Source organism: Micromonospora sp. IBHARD003 (assembly GCF_056106285.1).
The window spans coordinates 5572846-5588474 of the sequence record NZ_JBWBBX010000001.1; the positions used below are offsets into that span (position 1 = coordinate 5572846).

General features: G+C 70.8%; 13 protein-coding genes and 2 tRNA genes. 7 read left to right on the forward strand and 8 right to left on the reverse strand.

Annotated elements, in window-relative coordinates; all coding sequences use genetic code 11:
- The first annotated feature begins 81 nt into the window (after positions 1-81).
- Complete coding sequence (locus ACTWOL_RS24825; RefSeq protein WP_474298990.1) at positions 82-1170, forward strand: YlbL family protein; 1089 nt, start codon at positions 82-84, stop codon at positions 1168-1170.
- Positions 1171-1313: 143 nt separating this feature from the next.
- Here ACTWOL_RS24825 and ACTWOL_RS24830 read toward each other — a convergent pair whose 3' ends face one another.
- Complete coding sequence (locus tag ACTWOL_RS24830) at positions 1314-1886, reverse strand: PPA1309 family protein (protein WP_474298991.1); 573 nt, start codon at positions 1884-1886, stop codon at positions 1314-1316.
- Positions 1887-2134: 248 nt separating this feature from the next.
- Between ACTWOL_RS24830 and ACTWOL_RS24835 the strand changes: the two genes are divergently transcribed.
- The 4 genes from ACTWOL_RS24835 to ACTWOL_RS24850 all read left to right on the forward strand — a co-directional run bounded on the left by ACTWOL_RS24835 (position 2135) and on the right by ACTWOL_RS24850 (position 7873).
- Positions 2135-4990 carry a UPF0182 family membrane protein gene (locus ACTWOL_RS24835; RefSeq protein WP_474298992.1) on the forward strand — a complete coding sequence of 952 codons (2856 nt, stop codon included), beginning with the start codon at positions 2135-2137 and terminating at the stop codon, positions 4988-4990.
- Positions 4991-5078: 88 nt separating this feature from the next.
- Positions 5079-5152, forward strand: a tRNA-Met gene (locus ACTWOL_RS24840).
- 291 nt (positions 5153-5443) lie between these two features.
- Positions 5444-7609, forward strand: a complete 2166-nt coding sequence (locus ACTWOL_RS24845; protein ID WP_474298993.1) for a tetratricopeptide repeat protein — start codon at positions 5444-5446, stop codon at positions 7607-7609.
- 190 nt (positions 7610-7799) lie between these two features.
- A tRNA-Met gene (locus tag ACTWOL_RS24850) sits at positions 7800-7873 on the forward strand.
- Between the two features lie 222 nt (positions 7874-8095).
- On the opposite strand, the gene ACTWOL_RS24855 is transcribed toward ACTWOL_RS24850, so the two are convergent.
- The 3 genes from ACTWOL_RS24855 to hisN all read right to left on the reverse strand — a co-directional run bounded on the left by ACTWOL_RS24855 (position 8096) and on the right by hisN (position 10180).
- Positions 8096-8512, reverse strand: coding sequence for a Fur family transcriptional regulator (locus tag ACTWOL_RS24855; protein ID WP_474298994.1), 417 nt, complete (start codon positions 8510-8512; stop codon positions 8096-8098).
- A 186-nt stretch (positions 8513-8698) separates the two neighbouring features.
- Positions 8699-9100, reverse strand: a complete 402-nt coding sequence (locus ACTWOL_RS24860; RefSeq protein WP_474298995.1) for a CBS domain-containing protein — start codon at positions 9098-9100, stop codon at positions 8699-8701.
- A gap of 282 nt (positions 9101-9382) precedes the next feature.
- Positions 9383-10180 (reverse strand): histidinol-phosphatase, encoded by a 798-nt coding sequence (gene hisN, locus ACTWOL_RS24865; protein WP_474298996.1) that lies wholly within the window; start codon positions 10178-10180, stop codon positions 9383-9385.
- A 262-nt stretch (positions 10181-10442) separates the two neighbouring features.
- Here hisN and ACTWOL_RS24870 point away from each other — a divergent pair, with 262 nt between their 5' ends.
- Complete coding sequence (locus ACTWOL_RS24870) at positions 10443-11078, forward strand: TetR/AcrR family transcriptional regulator (protein ID WP_474298997.1); 636 nt, start codon at positions 10443-10445, stop codon at positions 11076-11078.
- Here ACTWOL_RS24870 and ACTWOL_RS24875 read toward each other — a convergent pair.
- The 4 genes from ACTWOL_RS24875 to ACTWOL_RS24890 form a co-directional block, all read right to left on the reverse strand.
- Positions 11044-11367 (reverse strand): DMT family transporter, encoded by a 324-nt coding sequence (locus tag ACTWOL_RS24875; protein WP_474298998.1) that lies wholly within the window; start codon positions 11365-11367, stop codon positions 11044-11046. The two genes, ACTWOL_RS24870 and ACTWOL_RS24875, sit on opposite strands and share 35 nt — an antisense overlap.
- A gap of 130 nt (positions 11368-11497) precedes the next feature.
- Complete coding sequence (rsgA, locus tag ACTWOL_RS24880) at positions 11498-12538, reverse strand: ribosome small subunit-dependent GTPase A (RefSeq protein ID WP_474298999.1); 1041 nt, start codon at positions 12536-12538, stop codon at positions 11498-11500.
- 16 nt (positions 12539-12554) lie between these two features.
- Entirely contained in the window at positions 12555-13895 is a 1341-nt protein-coding gene (gene aroA, locus ACTWOL_RS24885) for a 3-phosphoshikimate 1-carboxyvinyltransferase (RefSeq protein ID WP_474299000.1), read from the reverse strand.
- A 102-nt stretch (positions 13896-13997) separates the two neighbouring features.
- Positions 13998-14738 carry a M50 family metallopeptidase gene (locus ACTWOL_RS24890; RefSeq protein ID WP_474299001.1) on the reverse strand — a complete coding sequence of 247 codons (741 nt, stop codon included), beginning with the start codon at positions 14736-14738 and terminating at the stop codon, positions 13998-14000.
- 48 nt (positions 14739-14786) lie between these two features.
- On the opposite strand from ACTWOL_RS24890, the gene ACTWOL_RS24895 reads away from it, so the two are divergent.
- Positions 14787-15602 (forward strand): SOS response-associated peptidase, encoded by an 816-nt coding sequence (locus tag ACTWOL_RS24895; RefSeq protein WP_474299002.1) that lies wholly within the window; start codon positions 14787-14789, stop codon positions 15600-15602.
- The last annotated feature ends 27 nt before the right edge of the window (positions 15603-15629 follow it).

The window sequence follows — 15629 nt, forward strand, 5'->3', positions numbered from 1 at the left end:
ATGGGCTCGCGCCGGCTTCGTGCGCCTCGTACGGACCGGCCCGGCGAGTGCACGGACAGGCCAGTCCCGTACTGTCGTTCCATGCCCCGCCGCACAGCGACGATGCTCGCCTCCACCCTGGTCCTCATCGTGCTGCTCTGCGCCGGCGTGTTCATGGTGCCGCCGTACTCCGAGATGACGCCCGGCCCGACGGTGAACACGCTCGGCGAGGCCGGCGGAGAGCCGGTGCTGCAGATCTCCGGCCGCAAGAGCTACCCGACCTCGGGACACCTCAACATGACCACCGTCAGGGTCACCGGTGCGGACTACCGGATGAACCTCGCCGAGGTCGTCTATGGCTGGCTGGCCCACGACAACGTCGTCGTTCCGCACGAGACGCTCTACCCGGACGGCAAGACGGAAGAGCAGTCCAACCAGGAGAACGCCGAGGAGTTCAGCCAGTCCCAGGAGAGCGCCAAGGTCGCGGCACTGCGTCAGCTGGGCGTCCCGGTGAGCACCCGGGTCGTGGTCGCCTCCGTCCGCAAGGAGAGCCCCGCCGAGGGCAGGCTGCACGCGGGCGATGTGATCAAGGCCGTGGACGGTACGCCGGTCAAGGCACCGGACGAGGTCGGGAAGGCGGTCACCAAGCACCGGCCCGGCCAGAAGACCGTCCTCTCGGTCGTCCCCGCCAAGGAGGCCGCCGCAGCCGAGAAGGCCGGCAAGGAGCCGACGGCCACGCAGGACGTGACGGTGAAGACGGTGAAGTCCACCGATGACGGTCGGGCCATGATCGGCATCACGGCCGGTACGGATCACACGTTCCCGTTCACCATCGACATCAAGCTCGCCGACGTGGGCGGCCCGAGCGCGGGGCTGATGTTCGCGCTCGGCATCGTCGACAAGCTCACTCCGGCCGATCTGACCGGCGGGAAGTTCGTCGCAGGCACCGGCACGATCGACGAGAAGGGCACCGTCGGACCGATCGGCGGGATCGAGATGAAGCTGGTCGGTGCGCGGAAGGCCGGCGCCGAGTACTTCCTGACGCCGGACGACAACTGTGCCGCCGCGGCTTCGGACATTCCCGAGGGGCTCACCCTCGTCAGGGTCAAGACCATCGGCGACGCCGTGAAGTCCCTGGAGAAGATCCGCAGCGGGAACACGGCGGGCCTGCCCAGCTGCGCCAAGGGCTGACGCCCTCGGCCCCGCGCCCTCGGCTCCGCGCCCTCGGCCTCCGCCTTCCCGTGCCCCGGAGCAGCAGCGCCTCGCGCGGACGCGCGGGTTCGGTGCCCGGGCAGAAGGCGCGCCCACTCGGAGCGCGCCCCTGTCGGTCCCGCTTACGCCTCGAACGTCGCGGCCAGGGCGTCGGCCAGCCCCGGAACCAGGTCCGCACCGGTGAGGACCTCCTTCGGGGAGTCCTTCTCACGCAGCCGCAGCGCCGACTCCCGCGCGCCGTCGCGGAGCACCGCGACCGTCATCCGGACCTCCTGGCGGTCCGGATGCGCGGCGACCCACTTCGCCAGTCCTGCTTCGTCGAGTCCCTCCGGTACGGACGCTTCCGCGGACGGCGGCAGCATCAGCCGCTCCACCGTCAGTGCACATCCCGCCACCGCGTCCGGCCAGGCGATGGTGCCGAGGAACTCGTCGAGGGGGGTGCCGGACGGGATCTCGTCCTGTTCGACCGGGGTGAGGGGTGCGATCGCGTCGCTTTCACCGATGCCGAGCTGGTCGGCGAGACCGGGCTCCTGGGCGCGCAGGCGTGCGGTGTCGACGAGGGCGAAGAGCCTCGCGGGCTGGTCCCAGCCGAGGCCGGAGGCGTATTCGTCGATCTCGAGCACCGCCCGGGTCAGCGGGCTCGCGGCCACGGGGGTCGGCTGGTCGTCTGGCGATGAGGGAGAAACGTTGGACATGGTCAATATCCTGCCTCCTCCGGACCCGCCATCGGGAACTAGGTAAAGCGTCGGTAAGTTCCATGAGTGGGCCCTACGATCGCCAGGGCCCGATGTACACCCGCAGCGCGCAGATATGCTTGCACGCTTTACACAACCGCGAACTCGAGGGGCGCACGTTGGCTTTCCAGATGCCGGACCGCGGCGGAGGCCCTGGCGGGCCACGGATCAGAGTCGGTCGGCCGTCCCGGCGCGTCCGCACCCTGCTGATGACACTGGGCGTGTTGGCCGTCCTGGCCATGGCCTTTGTCATGTTCGCGGGGTTCTGGACCGACTGGCTCTGGTACCGCTCGGTGAAGTACTCGTCCGTGTTCACGACCACCCTGTGGACCAAGGTCGGTCTCTTCGTGGTCTTCGGTCTGCTGATGGCCGCCGCGGTCGGAGTGAACATCTGGCTGGCCCACCGCCTCCGGCCGCCGCTCAGCGCGATGTCGATGGAGCAGCAGAGCCTCGACCGGTACCGGATGGGGGTCGCCCCGTACAAGAAGTGGGTGCTTCTCGCGATCACCGCCCTCGTCGGTCTGATCGCCGGAGCCTCCGCCTCCACGCAGTGGCGCACCTGGCTGATGTGGGTCAACGGCGTCCCGTTCGGGCAGAAGGACCCCCAGTTCGGGCTGGACGTGGCCTTCTTCGCCTTCGACCTGCCCTGGTACCGCTTCCTGCTCGGCTTCGGTTTCGCTGCCGCCGTGCTCTCGGTGATCGCCGCCGCGCTCACCCACTATCTGTACGGGGGGCTGCGCATCACCAGCCCGGGCGCGCGAGCGACCGCCGCGGCCACCGGTCACCTCTCCGTGCTGCTCGGCTTCTTCGTCGCGCTGAAGGCCGTCGCCTACTGGCTCGACCGGTACGGTCTGGCGGTCAAGTCCAGTGACTTCAAGGCGACCGGCAACTGGACGGGTCTGCGCTACGTCGACGCCAACGCGTATCTGCCGGCCAAGACGATCCTCTTCTGCATCGCCGTGATCTGCGCCGTGCTGTTCTTCGCGACGCTGTGGAGGCGCACCTGGCAGCTGCCGGTGATCGGCTTCGGGCTGATGGTCCTGTCGGCGATCCTGATCGGCGGCCTCTACCCGGCCATCGTCCAGAAGTTCCAGGTCCAGCCGAACGAGCAGGCCAAGGAAGCCCCGTACATCGAGAAGAACATCGATGCCACGCGCAAGGCATACGGCATCGACAGCACCAAGGCCGAGGACTACGAGGGCAAGGGCGATCCGAAGCGCAAGGCGCAGCAGCGCGAGGAGGCGACGTCGGCCGCCAGCTACCGGCTCGTCGACTCCAACGTCGTCTCGCCCGCCTTCCAGCAGCTCCAGCAGGAGCGCAAGTACTACCAGTTCCCGGCCACCCTCGACGTCGACCGCTACAACGGTCCGGACGGGAAGCCGCAGGACACGGTGATCGGTCTTCGCGAGCTCAACATCAAGGGCATCCCGAAGCACAACTGGATCAACGACCACTTCACCTACACCCATGGTTACGGGGCGATCGCGGCCAAGGGCACCAACACGATCACCAACGAGGACCAGGGCACGATCGGGTCGCCCGACTTCACCGAGTCGGGAATGCCCACGACGGGCCGGCTCGGCAAGTACGAGCAGCGGATCTACTACGGCGAGAAGACCGAGCAGTACTCGATCGTCGGCGGCCCGCAGAAGGAGCTCGACTACGAGAAGAACGGTGAGGAGACCACCAGCTACAAGGGCAAGAGCGGGGTCGACCTCTCCAACGCCTTCAACCGCGCCGCGTACGCGGTGGCGTTCAGCGAGCCGCAGATCCTCTACTCGGGAGCGATCGGCGACGGCTCGCGGATCCTCTACAACCGCACGCCCAAGGAGCGCGTCGAGGCGGTGGCCCCCTGGCTCACCATCGACGGCGACGCCTACCCGGCGGTGGTCGACGGCCGCATCAAGTGGATCGTCGACGCCTACACCACCACGAACGGCTACCCCTACGCCTCGCGTACGACCCTGGGCGACACGACGGCCGACTCGCTGACCGACAGCCAGCGGGCCGTGGTCGCGCAGCAGAACCAGGTCAACTACATCCGCAACTCGGTGAAGGCGACCGTCGACGCGTACGACGGCACCGTCGACCTGTACCAGTGGGACACCGAGGACCCGGTCCTCAAGACGTGGATGAAGGCATTCCCGGACACGGTGAAGCCAAAGAGCGACATCTCGCCCGCTCTCAAGGCCCATCTGCGCTACCCGCAGGACATGTTCAAGGTCCAGCGCGAGCTGCTGACCCGGTACCACGTGACCGACGCGGACCAGTTCTACAGCGGCAGTGACGCCTGGCAGGTGCCGGACGACCCGACCAACAAGGACGGCCGGACGGTCCCGCCGTACTACCTGAGCCTCAAGATGCCCGGGGCCACGGAGCAGAAGTTCTCGCTGACGACGACCTTCACACCGAGCGGACGGCCCAACCTGGGCGCGTTCATGGCGGTCGACGCGGATGCCACCAGCGACAAGTACGGGTCGATAAGACTGTTGAGGGTCACCTCGACCGTGCAGGGCCCGCAGCAGGTCCAGTCCGAGCTGAACGGTGTGCCGGAGGTCGCGACGTTCGTGCGTGACCTGAGAGGTACGGACTCGGACATCGAGTACGGCAACCTGCTCACGGTCCCGCTGGACGGAGGCTTCCTCTACATCGAGCCCGTGTACGCGCGCGGCGGCAGCGCGAACTACCCGCTGCTGAAGAAGGTCGCCGTGTCGTACGGCGGGAAGCCGGTGTTCAAGGACAGCCTCGGGGAGGCACTGAACGCGGTGTTCGGGGTCGACGGCGCCGAGCAGCCGACGACGCCCCCGCCACCCGGCGAGACGACGAAGCCGCCGGCCACCGGTGACGCGGCGCTCAAGCAGGCCATCGCGGACGCCCAGAAGGCGTACGAGGAGGGACAGGCGGCGCTCAAGAAGAACGACTGGACGGCCTACGGCCGTGCCCAGGCGGATCTGCAGGCGGCACTGGAGCGTGCGGCGGCGGCCCAGTCGGCAGCGCAGCCGAAGGCCCAGTCACCGTCCCCGTCGTCACCGCCCTCGTCGGCGCCTCCCGCTTCGGGCGGCTGAGCGGACGTGGTCAACGGGCCCTGCCCGGCCGCCGAGAGGCCGCCGGGCAGGGCAGACCACATGGCGTGGTACGGTAGTTGCACAACGACGCGGGGTGGAGCAGCTCGGTAGCTCGCTGGGCTCATAACCCAGAGGTCGCAGGTTCAAATCCTGTCCCCGCTACTGAAGTTGAGGGCCCGGATCCATCAGGATCCGGGCCTTCTTCATGCGTATACGGAACACATCGGGGGAGAAGCGCGTGCCGAGGGGGCCGAGTGTCGGCGTGACGTGTTTGACTTGTCTCTCTGTGGGCATGTCGACAAAACGCTGAAGTGACCTCACTGGCTGCGGTATACCAGGTGTACGCGGGTTGCAGGTGGTGCGACGATGGAATTTATGGGGGACAAGGCGACTCTGTTGGATACAGGGCGGTTTGCGCAGCGGCATACCGGGACCGCGGTCGGAGCGGTGGGAGTGGATGTCGCGGAAGCGGAGCGCGCTCTGGGGCTTGCCGAGCCTTTGGACGCGCTCGCGTCCGCCGGACCGGCCACGCCCGCTGCACCCGTCGGCTCCACCGAACCTGCCGACTCTGCCGGGCTTTTCGCGTCCGCCGAGTGCGTCGACGGCGGTGACACCCCCGACGAGGGGGACGGCATCGATTCCGCCGAGGCGGAGACCGAGGCCCGGCACCGCCGTGCTGCCGAGGCCGGGGACATAGCCTCCATGAGCGTCCTCGGCGCCATGCTGCTGCGCCGCGGCGACCTCGACGGCGCCGAGTCGTTCCTGCGGGCGGCGACGTCGGAGGGCGACCGTGCCGCCGCGAACAACCTGGGTGTCCTGTTGCACCAGCGCGGCTACGCCGACGACGCCGCGGGCTGGTGGCGCATCGCCGCCGTCGCGGGCTCGGCCGCCGCAGCCCATGCGCTGGGCCGGCACTACCGGGAGCGGGGCGACGAGCCCGCGGCCGAGTACTGGCTGCGCCAGTCCGCCGAGCACGGCCATGCGCTCGGTGCCTACGCGCTCGCCGATCTGCTGGAGCACCGCAGTGAGCCGGGGGCGGAGCGCTGGCTGCGCGCCGCGGCCGAGCAGGGCCACCGCGAGGCGGCGTACCGGCTGGCGCGGCTGCTCGAGCGCCGTGCCCGCGCCGTTGTCCGTGCCGCCCGGCCGTCGTCTGCGGGGCTCGTCCTCGGTGCGGCGGACACCGCTCAGGCCGCCGACGTCGAGGGTTCCGGCGACGGGGCCACCGGCGGACGCTCCGTCACGGAGGCCGCGGCGGAGCCCGGTCGTGGGGCCCGGGGCAGGCGACCTGCTGCGGAGGTCCGCGGCACGAACCGCGGGGCTTCCGGGCGGACCGCCGACGGGCGCCCGGCCGCCGACGGGGACGCTGCCGCAGCAGCCGAATCCGCGGCCGAGGCCGGTGCGGCCGGCGGCATCTGGCGGGAGGCCGAGCAGTGGTACCGGCAGGCCGCCGCACGGGGTCACCGGCGGGCGGCCCTGCAGCTCGGGGCGATCCTCGAGCGGCGCGGTGAGCTGAAGGAGGCCGGTCGCTGGTACCTCACGTCCGCCAAGGACGGCGAGCCCCGTGCCGCCTGTGCCCTCGGGTTCCTGCTCAGGGACGCCGGGGACGAGGAGAGCGCGGCCGTGTGGTGGCTGCGGGCCGCTCAGCACGGTGATGGCAACGCTGCCAATGCGCTGGGTGCGCTGCACGCTGCACGCGGTGAGCAGCAGACGGCCGAGCGCTGGTACCGCGCGGCCATGGACGCGGGCGACGTCAACGGCGCGTACAACCTCGGTCTGCTCTGTGCGGCCCAGGACCGGACGGCCCAGGCGGAGCAGTGGTACCGGCGTGCCGCGTACGCCGGGCACCGCGAGGCGGCCAACGCCCTCGCCGTACTGCTGCTGCAGTCCGGCGACCCGGCCGGAGCGGAGCCCTGGTTCTCCAAGGCCGCGGAAGCCGGCAGCGTGGACGCCGCCTTCAACCTCGGCATCCTGTACGCCGGGCGCGACGACGACCGCGCGGCACTGCGCTGGTACGAGCGCGCAGCCGCGGCCGGGCACACCGACGCCGCGCTCCAGGTCGGTATGGCCTGTCTGCGGGACGGCCGGGAGCGGGAGGCGGAGCGCTATCTGCGCTGTGCGGCGGGCAGCGGCAGCGCCGAGGCGGCGTTCCGGCTCGCGACCGTGCTCGACGCGCGTCAGCCGCCGACCGGGGCGCCGGCGCTCGGAGAGCCGGTGGCGGAGAAGACCGAGTGCGAGGAGTGGTACGAGCGGGCCGCCGAGCAGGGGCACCGGCGCGCACAGGTGCGGGTCGGCATGCTGGCCGCCGCACGGGGCGACCTGATGGAAGCGGTGAACTGGTACCGGGAGGCCGCCGAGTCGGGCAGCCGGAACGGCGCGTTCAACCTCGGGCTGCTGCTCGCGCGCGACGGAAACGAGCGGGAAGCCGCCCTGTGGTGGAAGCGGGCGGCCGACGCGGGCCACGGGCGGGCGGCGCTGCGACTGGCTCTTCTCTGCGCACGGCGCGGTGACCTGGTGGAAGGGCAGCGATGGTGTGGGCGCGCCGAGGCGCTCGGCCCGGTGGAGGTCGCGCAGCGGGCCGCCCGCCTGCGGGAGGCCCTGCGCCAGGAGCTGACAGCCTGAGGGTGGCGCCGGGCCTGCCTTCTCCAGCCCGGCGGCGCGTCACCGGCGCGGACGTCCGGCGGGTGCACGCAGGCCTCGCACCCGCCGGGTCTGCACCCGCGGGCGTACGGGCCGGGCTTGCGGGCGTACGGGGGGTGCGGAGAAGGATTTTGCACTGCTCGTCGGCATCACGTACTGTTGGGTTCACCGACGCGGGGTGGAGCAGCTCGGTAGCTCGCTGGGCTCATAACCCAGAGGTCGCAGGTTCAAATCCTGTCCCCGCTACTGAAGGCCGAAGGCCCGGAGGCATCAGCTTCCGGGCCTTCGGTGTTTCCTCTCGAGCCCCTCTTCGAGGGCTCCCGTGGGAGGGCGTTCCGGCGCGCACGGTGGATGGCCCTGAAACCCGAAGGCCCCTGTGCCCCGCGTGGACGGTCCGGACTTGGCCGGGCGCGTGCGGGACCCAAGGGCCCTGATGTGGATCGTGCGCGTGATCGCCGGACTGGGCGGCTACGCCGGCGCGCAGTTCGGGCAGATGCCCCGGTAGGTGACCTCGACATCGGAGATCGCGAAGCCGAAGCGCTCCGCGTCCGGGAGATCCGCGAGCGGATTGCCCATCGGGTGGACATCGCGGATCGTGCCGCACCGGGCACAGACCAGATGCTGGTGCGGGCGGTGCGCATTCGGGTCGTAGCGCTTGGCGCGCCGATCCGTCGACACCTCCAGCACCTCACCCAGGGAGACCAGCTCACCCAGCGTGTTGTACACGGTGGCCCGCGAGATCTCCGGCAGGCGCTCGACGGCGCGTGCATGTACCTCGTCGGCGGTCAGATGGACGTGCTCACCGTCGAGGACCTCGGCCACGACACGCCGCTGCGCGGTCATACGCCAACCGCGTCCGCGCAGTCGTTCCAACAGGTCACTCATACGTATCAGCCTAACAGCAAGGGGCCACAGATCCCGAACGGGTGTGAGTTTGGATTATTGCTTGACTTGGATCATGTCCAGCAATGGACTCAAGCTGCCGTGTGCTGTCGCCGAGCTTCGGGCTTGCGGACCGGGGGCGTGCCGGGAGGACCGGAGCCCGACAGGCTCCGGCCCTCGCGCGCCTGTCTATCCGGCGAGCGTCGTCGTGTGGTGCCGGGCCGGAGCCCAGCACCGGATGATGTCGCGTACGGAGACGATGCCGACGGGCTCGCCGGCGTCCAGCACGATGAGATGGCGGAAGCCGCCGTGCGTCATGGCTTCTGCGGCCTCCACCAATGTCCAGGAGGGTGCGGCGAAGACCACGTCGGTGGTGGTGTGGGCGCCTGAGGTTTCGTGGTCGGGGTCCTGTCCCGCGCCGAGCGAGTTCAGGATGTCGCGCTCGGTGATGATGCCGAGGCCGCTGGTGTCGGGGTCGAGGACGATGGCCGCCCCGACACGGCGTCCGGCCATCAGCCGGGCGGCCTGTCGGAGGGTGTGTGCGGGGCCGATGGTGAGGACCACCGTGCTCATGGCGTCACGGACGAGCATGGATGGAGCCACCTCCTTGGTGAATCCCCCAAGGGGACGGTGCCCGGCGCCGTAGGGGCGCCTGAGAATTCCTTCACAAATTCACAAGTGGGGGGACTCTCAGAGTCGCAGTGAATCCGGAAGCCAACAAGAGGGGGCGCGTCGTCCGCCGGGGGCGCGTGGGGGGCGTTACGGCCGGCAACCGCCGGTGGCACCGGTGCTGACGGAGCGGGAGAACGGCGAGGCGAGGCCCGAAGGCGTTGGGGACGGCGAACCGCGGGGGCGGTGTGCGGTGGCGGTCGGTCAGCGCCGGTGGAGGTAGTCCAGCAGTTCCTCGTGCAGCAGTCCGTTCGACGCCGCCGCGTTGCCGCTGTGGGGGCCGGGTGTGCCGTCCAGCCCGGTGAAGGTGCCTCCGGCCTCCTGGACGACGATCGCGTTCGCCGCCATGTCCCACAGGGACAGCTCTGGCTCCGCGCAGATGTCCACCGACCCCTCGGCGACCATCATGTACGGCCAGAAGTCGCCGTAGGCGCGGGTGCGCCAGACGGAACGGGTCAGGTCCATGAAGCCGTCCAGCCGGCCCCGTTCCTCCCAGCCGCTCAGGGACGAGTAGGCGAAGGAGGCGTCGGAGAGCCGGGAGACCTTCGACACCCGCAGCCGCGTCGCCGACGACAGGCTGCGGCCGGAGTAGGCGCCCGCGCCCTTCGCCGCCCACCAGCGTCGGCCGAGCGCCGGTGCCGACACCACGCCGACGACCGGCTGGTAGCCGCCCTCGCCGGCCTCCATCAGGGAGATCAGGGTCGCCCAGACCGGCACGCCCCGGACGTAGTTCTTGGTTCCGTCGATGGGGTCGATGACCCAGCGCCGCGGGCCGGTGCCCTGGATGCCGTACTCCTCGCCGAGGACCGCGTCGCGCGGCCTGGCGCGCTGGAGCTGGAAGCGGATCAGCTCTTCGGCCGCCTTGTCGGCCTCGCTCACCGGCGTCATGTCGGGCTTGGTCTCGACCTTGAGGTCGAGCGCCCTGAACCGGTCCATCGTCGCCGCGTCGGCGGCATCCGCGAGGACATGGGCAAGACGCAGATCATCGTGATAGTCGGCCATGGTCGCACTCTACTGCCGGGCGTGACGGGCGAGATCGGGCCGGGGCGGGATCAAGGCCAGGGCTCCGGGCGGCACGGCCGCAGGTCGCCGACGCTGCGCCCAGGTCGGACGCGCTGCCTCTTGGGGACAGCCGAGCGGGAGAACCGGGCAGGCGAGAACCGGGCCATGCCCCGAAAGCGGCAGGCGCTCTTGACAGTGTGTGGCGATGCGTCAACTCTGAGCGCAGAGCCGCAGGCCCGGGAGGCCCGCCAGGGAGGCGACCATGCCCACAGCGCGCGAGGCACTGTTGAACGCCGCTCTCACCGCACTGTCCGAGCTGCCCTGGTCCGGGATCCGCATGGTCGATGTGGCCTCCGCCGCCGGGGTGTCCCGGCAGACGCTCTACAACGAGTTCGGCAGCAAGGACGGCCTCGCCCGTGCCCTCGTGCGGCGTGAGGCCGATGTCTACCTCCACGGGGTGGACCGGCTGCTGATCGCCGACCGGGCCACGAGCTACGGCGAGCGCTTGGTGTCCGTCGCCGAGTGGACCGTGGGCGAGGCCCGCACCCGGCCGCTGCTGCGCGCCCTGCTGACCGGCTGCTGGAGCGAACGTCTGCCGGCGCCCCGTGCCGCCCCGCCCCGGCCCATGGCGCGCTCCGGAGTCCCCGCACAGCGCCGCGCCGACGCCGGGCATCCGGCGCCCGCCGATCTGATCGCCGCCGTACGGGACCGCTCGGTCGCCGCATGGGATCAGGGGACCCGCAGCCGCTCCCGGGACGAGGCCGTGGAACTCGCCCGGCGCTGTGAGCTCACGGTACGGCTCGCGCTCTCCTGCGTCGTCGCACCCGCTCCCGAGGGCGTCGGTCAGCTGGTCCGCCGTGCGGTCAATGGCTCGACCCCGAAAGCTGCAGGCCGATGACCCCGGCGATCACCAGAGAGATCGAGACGATCTTGAGGGTCGACGCGATCTCGTCCAGGAAGACCATGCCGTAGATCGCGGTTCCCGCGGCGCCGATGCCGGTCCACACCGCGTACGCCGGGCCCACGTCGAGCTTGCGGAGGGAGAGGGTGAGCAGCCCGAAGCTGCCCAGCGCGAAGACCGCGAACGCGATCGTCGGCCACAGTCGGGTGAAGCCGTGCGAGAGCTTGAGACAGACCGCGAATCCCGTCTCCAGGAGCCCGGCGACCACTACGAGCAGCCACGCCATCGTGAGTGCCTCCCGCGTCGGTGACTGCTTCGTGTCACTTGGTGCGAGTATGCACTTACCAGCCGCGGTCGCCCGCAAACGTGCAGGGCATGATCATCCGCGCGTCGTCAGCGCGCGGGCCCCCTGCCGCTCAGTCGCCCTCGTGCCGTTCGCGGGTGGCCAGCAGCCGCCGCAGCGAGTACAGACGCGCGGGATCGGCATGGCCCTGCTCCACCCACTCGTCCAGGGCGCAGTCGGGCTCGTCGTGTGAGCACGCCCGGGGACACCCCTCCGTGCCCGGCTCCAGGTCGGGGAAGGCGTGGATGACCCGCGACGGGTCGACGTGGTGGAGACCGAAGGACCGCACGCCGGGGGTGTCGATGACCCAGCCCTTCTCCCCACCCTCCGCACGGGAGTCGGCCACGGCACCCGTGAGCGGCAGCGCCAGCGCCGAGGTCGTGGTGTGCCGGCCGCGGCCCGTGACCGCGTTGACATGGCCGGTCGTACGCCGCCTGTCCTTCGGAACCAGTGCGTTGACGAGCGTGGTCTTGCCGACGCCCGAATGCCCCACGAACGCGGTGATCCGGCCGCCCAGGTGCTCGCGGACCCGCTCGGCGGCGTCCCCTTCGTACAGCTCCTCGCGCGAGGTCACGACATAGGGGATGTCCAGTGCGCCGTACAGCTCCAGCAGCTTCTCGGGCCCGGCGAGATCCGACTTGGTCAGCACCAGCAGAGGCTCGAGACCGCCGTCGTAGGCCGCGACCAGACAGCGGTCGATCAGCCGGGGCCGCGGCTCGGGGTCGGCGAGCGCCGTGACGATGGCCAGCTGGTCGGCGTTGGCGACGACGACACGCTCGTAAGGGTCGTCGTCGTCGGCGGTGCGCCGCAGTACGGACGAGCGAGCCTCGATCCGGACGATCCTGGCGAGGGTGTCCTTGCTCCCGGACAGATCCCCGACAAGGCCGACCCGGTCGCCGACCACGGCCGCCTTGCGGCCCAGTTCGCGGGCCTTCATCGCCATCACGACGCGGTCGTCGACCAGGCAGGTGAGCCGGCCGCGGTCCACGGTCAGGACCATGCCCTCGGCGGCGTCCTCGTGCTTGGGCCGGATGTTCGTACGCGGGCGGTTGCCCTTGCGGTTGGGGCGGACCCGGACGTCGTCCTCGTCGGTGTGCTTGCCGTAGCGGCGCATCGTCGGCCGTCCCCGCTCAGTTGCCCGCGAGCATGTCGGTCCACATCCTGGGAAAGTCGGGGAGGGTCTTGGCGGTCGTCGCCACGTTCTCGATCTCGACACCGGGCACGGCGAGACCGATGATCGCGCCGGCCGTGGCCATCCGGTGGTCGTCGTAGGTGTGGAACACACCGCCGTGCAGCGGCCGCGGCCGGATGTGCAGCCCGTCCTCGGTCTCGGTGACATCGCCGCCGAGCTCGTTGATCTCCTTGGTGAGCGCGGCGAGACGGTCGGTCTCGTGCAGCCGCAGATGAGCGACACCGCGCAGCGTCGAGGGGGAGTCGGCAAGGGTCGCCACCGCGGCGATGCCCGGGGTCAGCTCGCCGACCTCGCCGAGATCGACGTCGATGCCGTGGATCCGGCCTGTGCCGGTGAAGGTCAGCCCGGCGTCGGTGAGCTCGCAGGTACCGCCCATCTCGGTGAAGATCTCCCGCAGTGCGTCACCGGGCTGGGTGGTGCGCTCCGGCCAGTCGGGCACCGTGACCCGGCCGCCGGTCACCAGCGCCGCCGCCAGGAACGGCTGGGCGTTGGACAGATCGGGCTCGACCGTCAGGTCGCGGCCGAGCAGTGCGCCGCTGCGGACCCGCCACACATTGGGCTCACCGCCCGTCTCCGGCTCGTCCACCTGCGCCCCGACCGCACGGAGCATGTCGACGGTCATCCGGATGTGCGGCATCGACGGCAGCGTGGCGCCGGTGTGCCGCACCTCCACGCCCTGGTTGAAGCGCGGCGCCGAGAGCAGCAGCGCCGAGACGAACTGCGAGGACGAGGAGGCGTCGATCTCGACCGGGCCGCCGTCGAGCGCTCCGCCGCCGTGCACGGTCATCGGCAGGGCGCCGCGGCCGTCGTCGTCGATCCGCGCGCCGAGGGCGCGCAGACCGTCGATGACCCCGCCGAGCGGACGCTCGTAGGAGCGGGGGTCGCCGTCGAAGCGGATGGGCCCGTCGGCCAGGGCGGCGACCGGCGGCAGGAAGCGCATCACCGTGCCGGCGTTGCCGACGTCGACCGTGGCGGGGCCGTGCAGCCCGGCCGGGATGATCCGCCAGGCTTCCCCGCTGTCGGGGCCGCCGGTGGAGGTGGAGCTGGAGGAGACCTGCTCCTCGATGCCGACGCCCATGGCCCGCAGGGCCTCGGCCATCAGCAGGGTGTCGCGGGAGCGCAGCGGACGGCGCAGCCAGCCCGGCTCGGCGGCCAGCGCCGCGAGCACCAGCGCGCGGTTGGTGACCGACTTGGATCCGGGCACGGTGACCGTCGCGCGGACGGGCCCGCTCGCATGGGGGGCGGACCAGGGGTCGGGGTGCACGGAGCTGTCGGTCATGGCCATCACTTTAGTGGGCTCGACCGGTGCGAGCCGTTCCCCTGCCGTTCGGGACCGATCAGCCGGTGACGCCGTTCGGGACCGATCAGCCGGTGTCGCCGTTCAGAGACCGAGCAGCCAGCGCCCGCCCCCGATCAGCGAGCACAGCGAAACGGCGTGGAAGAGGAAGAGCCACATCGCCGGCGGTACGTGTGTCAGCCGGGCCAGCTGGTCCGCGTCCGAGTCGGGCGCTCCGCCCGCGCGTCTCCCACCACCGCCCTCGAACGACGCTGCGCGGCTGCTCCAATGCCGCCGCTTCGACTGCAGCTCGAAGGCGGGGCGGACGCCGCCGAGCAGCAGGAACCACACCGCCGTGTAGGCGAACGCCGCCTGCACCGGCGGCTCGGTCAGCCACGACACCAGCAGGAAGGCCGCACCGGTGAGGATCACCGTGAGTGCTCCGTAGGCGTTGCGGATCATCACCAGCATCGCGATCAGCAGGGCCGTCGCCACCCACAGCAGCAGCGTGATCCGGTGCGCGGCGAGCAGCCAGGCCCCGCCGAGGCCGAGCAGCGGTGGGGCGGTGTAGCCGGCGGCGGCGGTGAGGATCATGCCGAGGCCTGTCGGCTTGCCCCGGCTGACGGTGAGGCCGCTGGTGTCGGAGTGCAGCCGGATGCCGTCCAGCCGGCGGCCCGTGACCAGGGCGATCAGTCCGTGTCCGCCCTCGTGGGCGATCGTGATCGCGTTGCGGGACAGCCTCCACAGGGCGTTCGGGACGACCGCGACAAGGGCGAGTGCGGCGGTGCCTATGACGAGCCACTGCTCGGGGGCGGGCTGGGTGCCGAAGATTTCGCTGATGGCCATTCCGGAGTGGCTCCTCGGGACGCTCGGTGTCGTGGCAGTGTGGCACTTATGTGCGGACGGTATGCAGCGAGTCGCAGGCCCGAGGACCTCACGGGACTCTTCCACGTCGAGAAGTGGGAGCCGACGGAGACCCTGGCTCCCGACTGGAACGTGGCTCCCACCAAGGAGGTCTACGCGGTACTCGAACGTCCCCTGAAGGACGCGGACGACCGCCGTGCGGTTCGCCAGCTGCGGAAACTCAAGTGGGGACTGGTCCCGTCCTTCGCCAAGAACCCCGAGGGCGCCGCCCGGATGATCAACGCCAGGGCTGAGACCGTCCACGAGAAGCCCTCGTTCCGGCGTCCCTTCCTCGCACGGCGCTGCATCCTGCCCGCCGACGGCTACTACGAGTGGGTCACCGCGGTCGAGGAGCGGGAGCTGGAGGTCCAGGGCAAGAAGAAACGGCCGCGCAAGCAGCCGTACTTCGTCACGCCCGCCGACGGATCGGTCTTCGCGATGGCGGGTCTGTACGAGTTCTGGCGGGACCGCACCCTGCCGGACGAGCACCCGCAGTCGTGGTGGGTGACCTGCTCGGTGATCACGACGGAGGCGGAGACGGGACCGCTCGGCGTCGCGCCCGCCGACGGGCCGCGCTCGCTTTCCGACATCCATCCGCGGATGCCGCTGATGCTGACGCCGGACCGCTGGGACGCCTGGCTGGACCCCGGGCACACGGACCTGGACGAACTGCGCGAGCTGCTGGCACCGCCGCCCACCGGGCTGATGCGCGCGTATCCGGTGGCGACGGCGGTCAGCAACGTACGGAACAACGGCCCCGAGCTGCTGGAGGAGCTGGAGGCCCCCGAGGTGGGCACGCTCTTCTGAACCGCCCGGGTTCCCGGGCTTTCGGCC

What these genes read in the sequence shown, in the direction of transcription:
- ACTWOL_RS24825 (WP_474298990.1), top strand. Translation starts at nt 82, where the DNA reads ATGCCCCGCCGCACAGCGACGATGCTCGCCTCCACCCTGGTCCTCATC.
- ACTWOL_RS24830 (WP_474298991.1), bottom strand. Translation starts at nt 1,886, where the DNA reads ATGTCCAACGTTTCTCCCTCATCGCCAGACGACCAGCCGACCCCCGTG.
- ACTWOL_RS24835 (WP_474298992.1), top strand. Translation starts at nt 2,135, where the DNA reads ATGACACTGGGCGTGTTGGCCGTCCTGGCCATGGCCTTTGTCATGTTC.
- ACTWOL_RS24855 (WP_474298994.1), bottom strand. Translation starts at nt 8,512, where the DNA reads ATGAGTGACCTGTTGGAACGACTGCGCGGACGCGGTTGGCGTATGACC.
- ACTWOL_RS24860 (WP_474298995.1), bottom strand. Translation starts at nt 9,100, where the DNA reads ATGCTCGTCCGTGACGCCATGAGCACGGTGGTCCTCACCATCGGCCCC.
- hisN (WP_474298996.1), bottom strand. Translation starts at nt 10,180, where the DNA reads ATGGCCGACTATCACGATGATCTGCGTCTTGCCCATGTCCTCGCGGAT.
- ACTWOL_RS24870 (WP_474298997.1), top strand. Translation starts at nt 10,443, where the DNA reads ATGCCCACAGCGCGCGAGGCACTGTTGAACGCCGCTCTCACCGCACTG.
- ACTWOL_RS24875 (WP_474298998.1), bottom strand. Translation starts at nt 11,367, where the DNA reads ATGGCGTGGCTGCTCGTAGTGGTCGCCGGGCTCCTGGAGACGGGATTC.
- rsgA (WP_474298999.1), bottom strand. Translation starts at nt 12,538, where the DNA reads ATGCGCCGCTACGGCAAGCACACCGACGAGGACGACGTCCGGGTCCGC.
- aroA (WP_474299000.1), bottom strand. Translation starts at nt 13,895, where the DNA reads ATGACCGACAGCTCCGTGCACCCCGACCCCTGGTCCGCCCCCCATGCG.
- ACTWOL_RS24890 (WP_474299001.1), bottom strand. Translation starts at nt 14,738, where the DNA reads ATGGCCATCAGCGAAATCTTCGGCACCCAGCCCGCCCCCGAGCAGTGG.
- ACTWOL_RS24895 (WP_474299002.1), top strand. Translation starts at nt 14,787, where the DNA reads ATGTGCGGACGGTATGCAGCGAGTCGCAGGCCCGAGGACCTCACGGGA.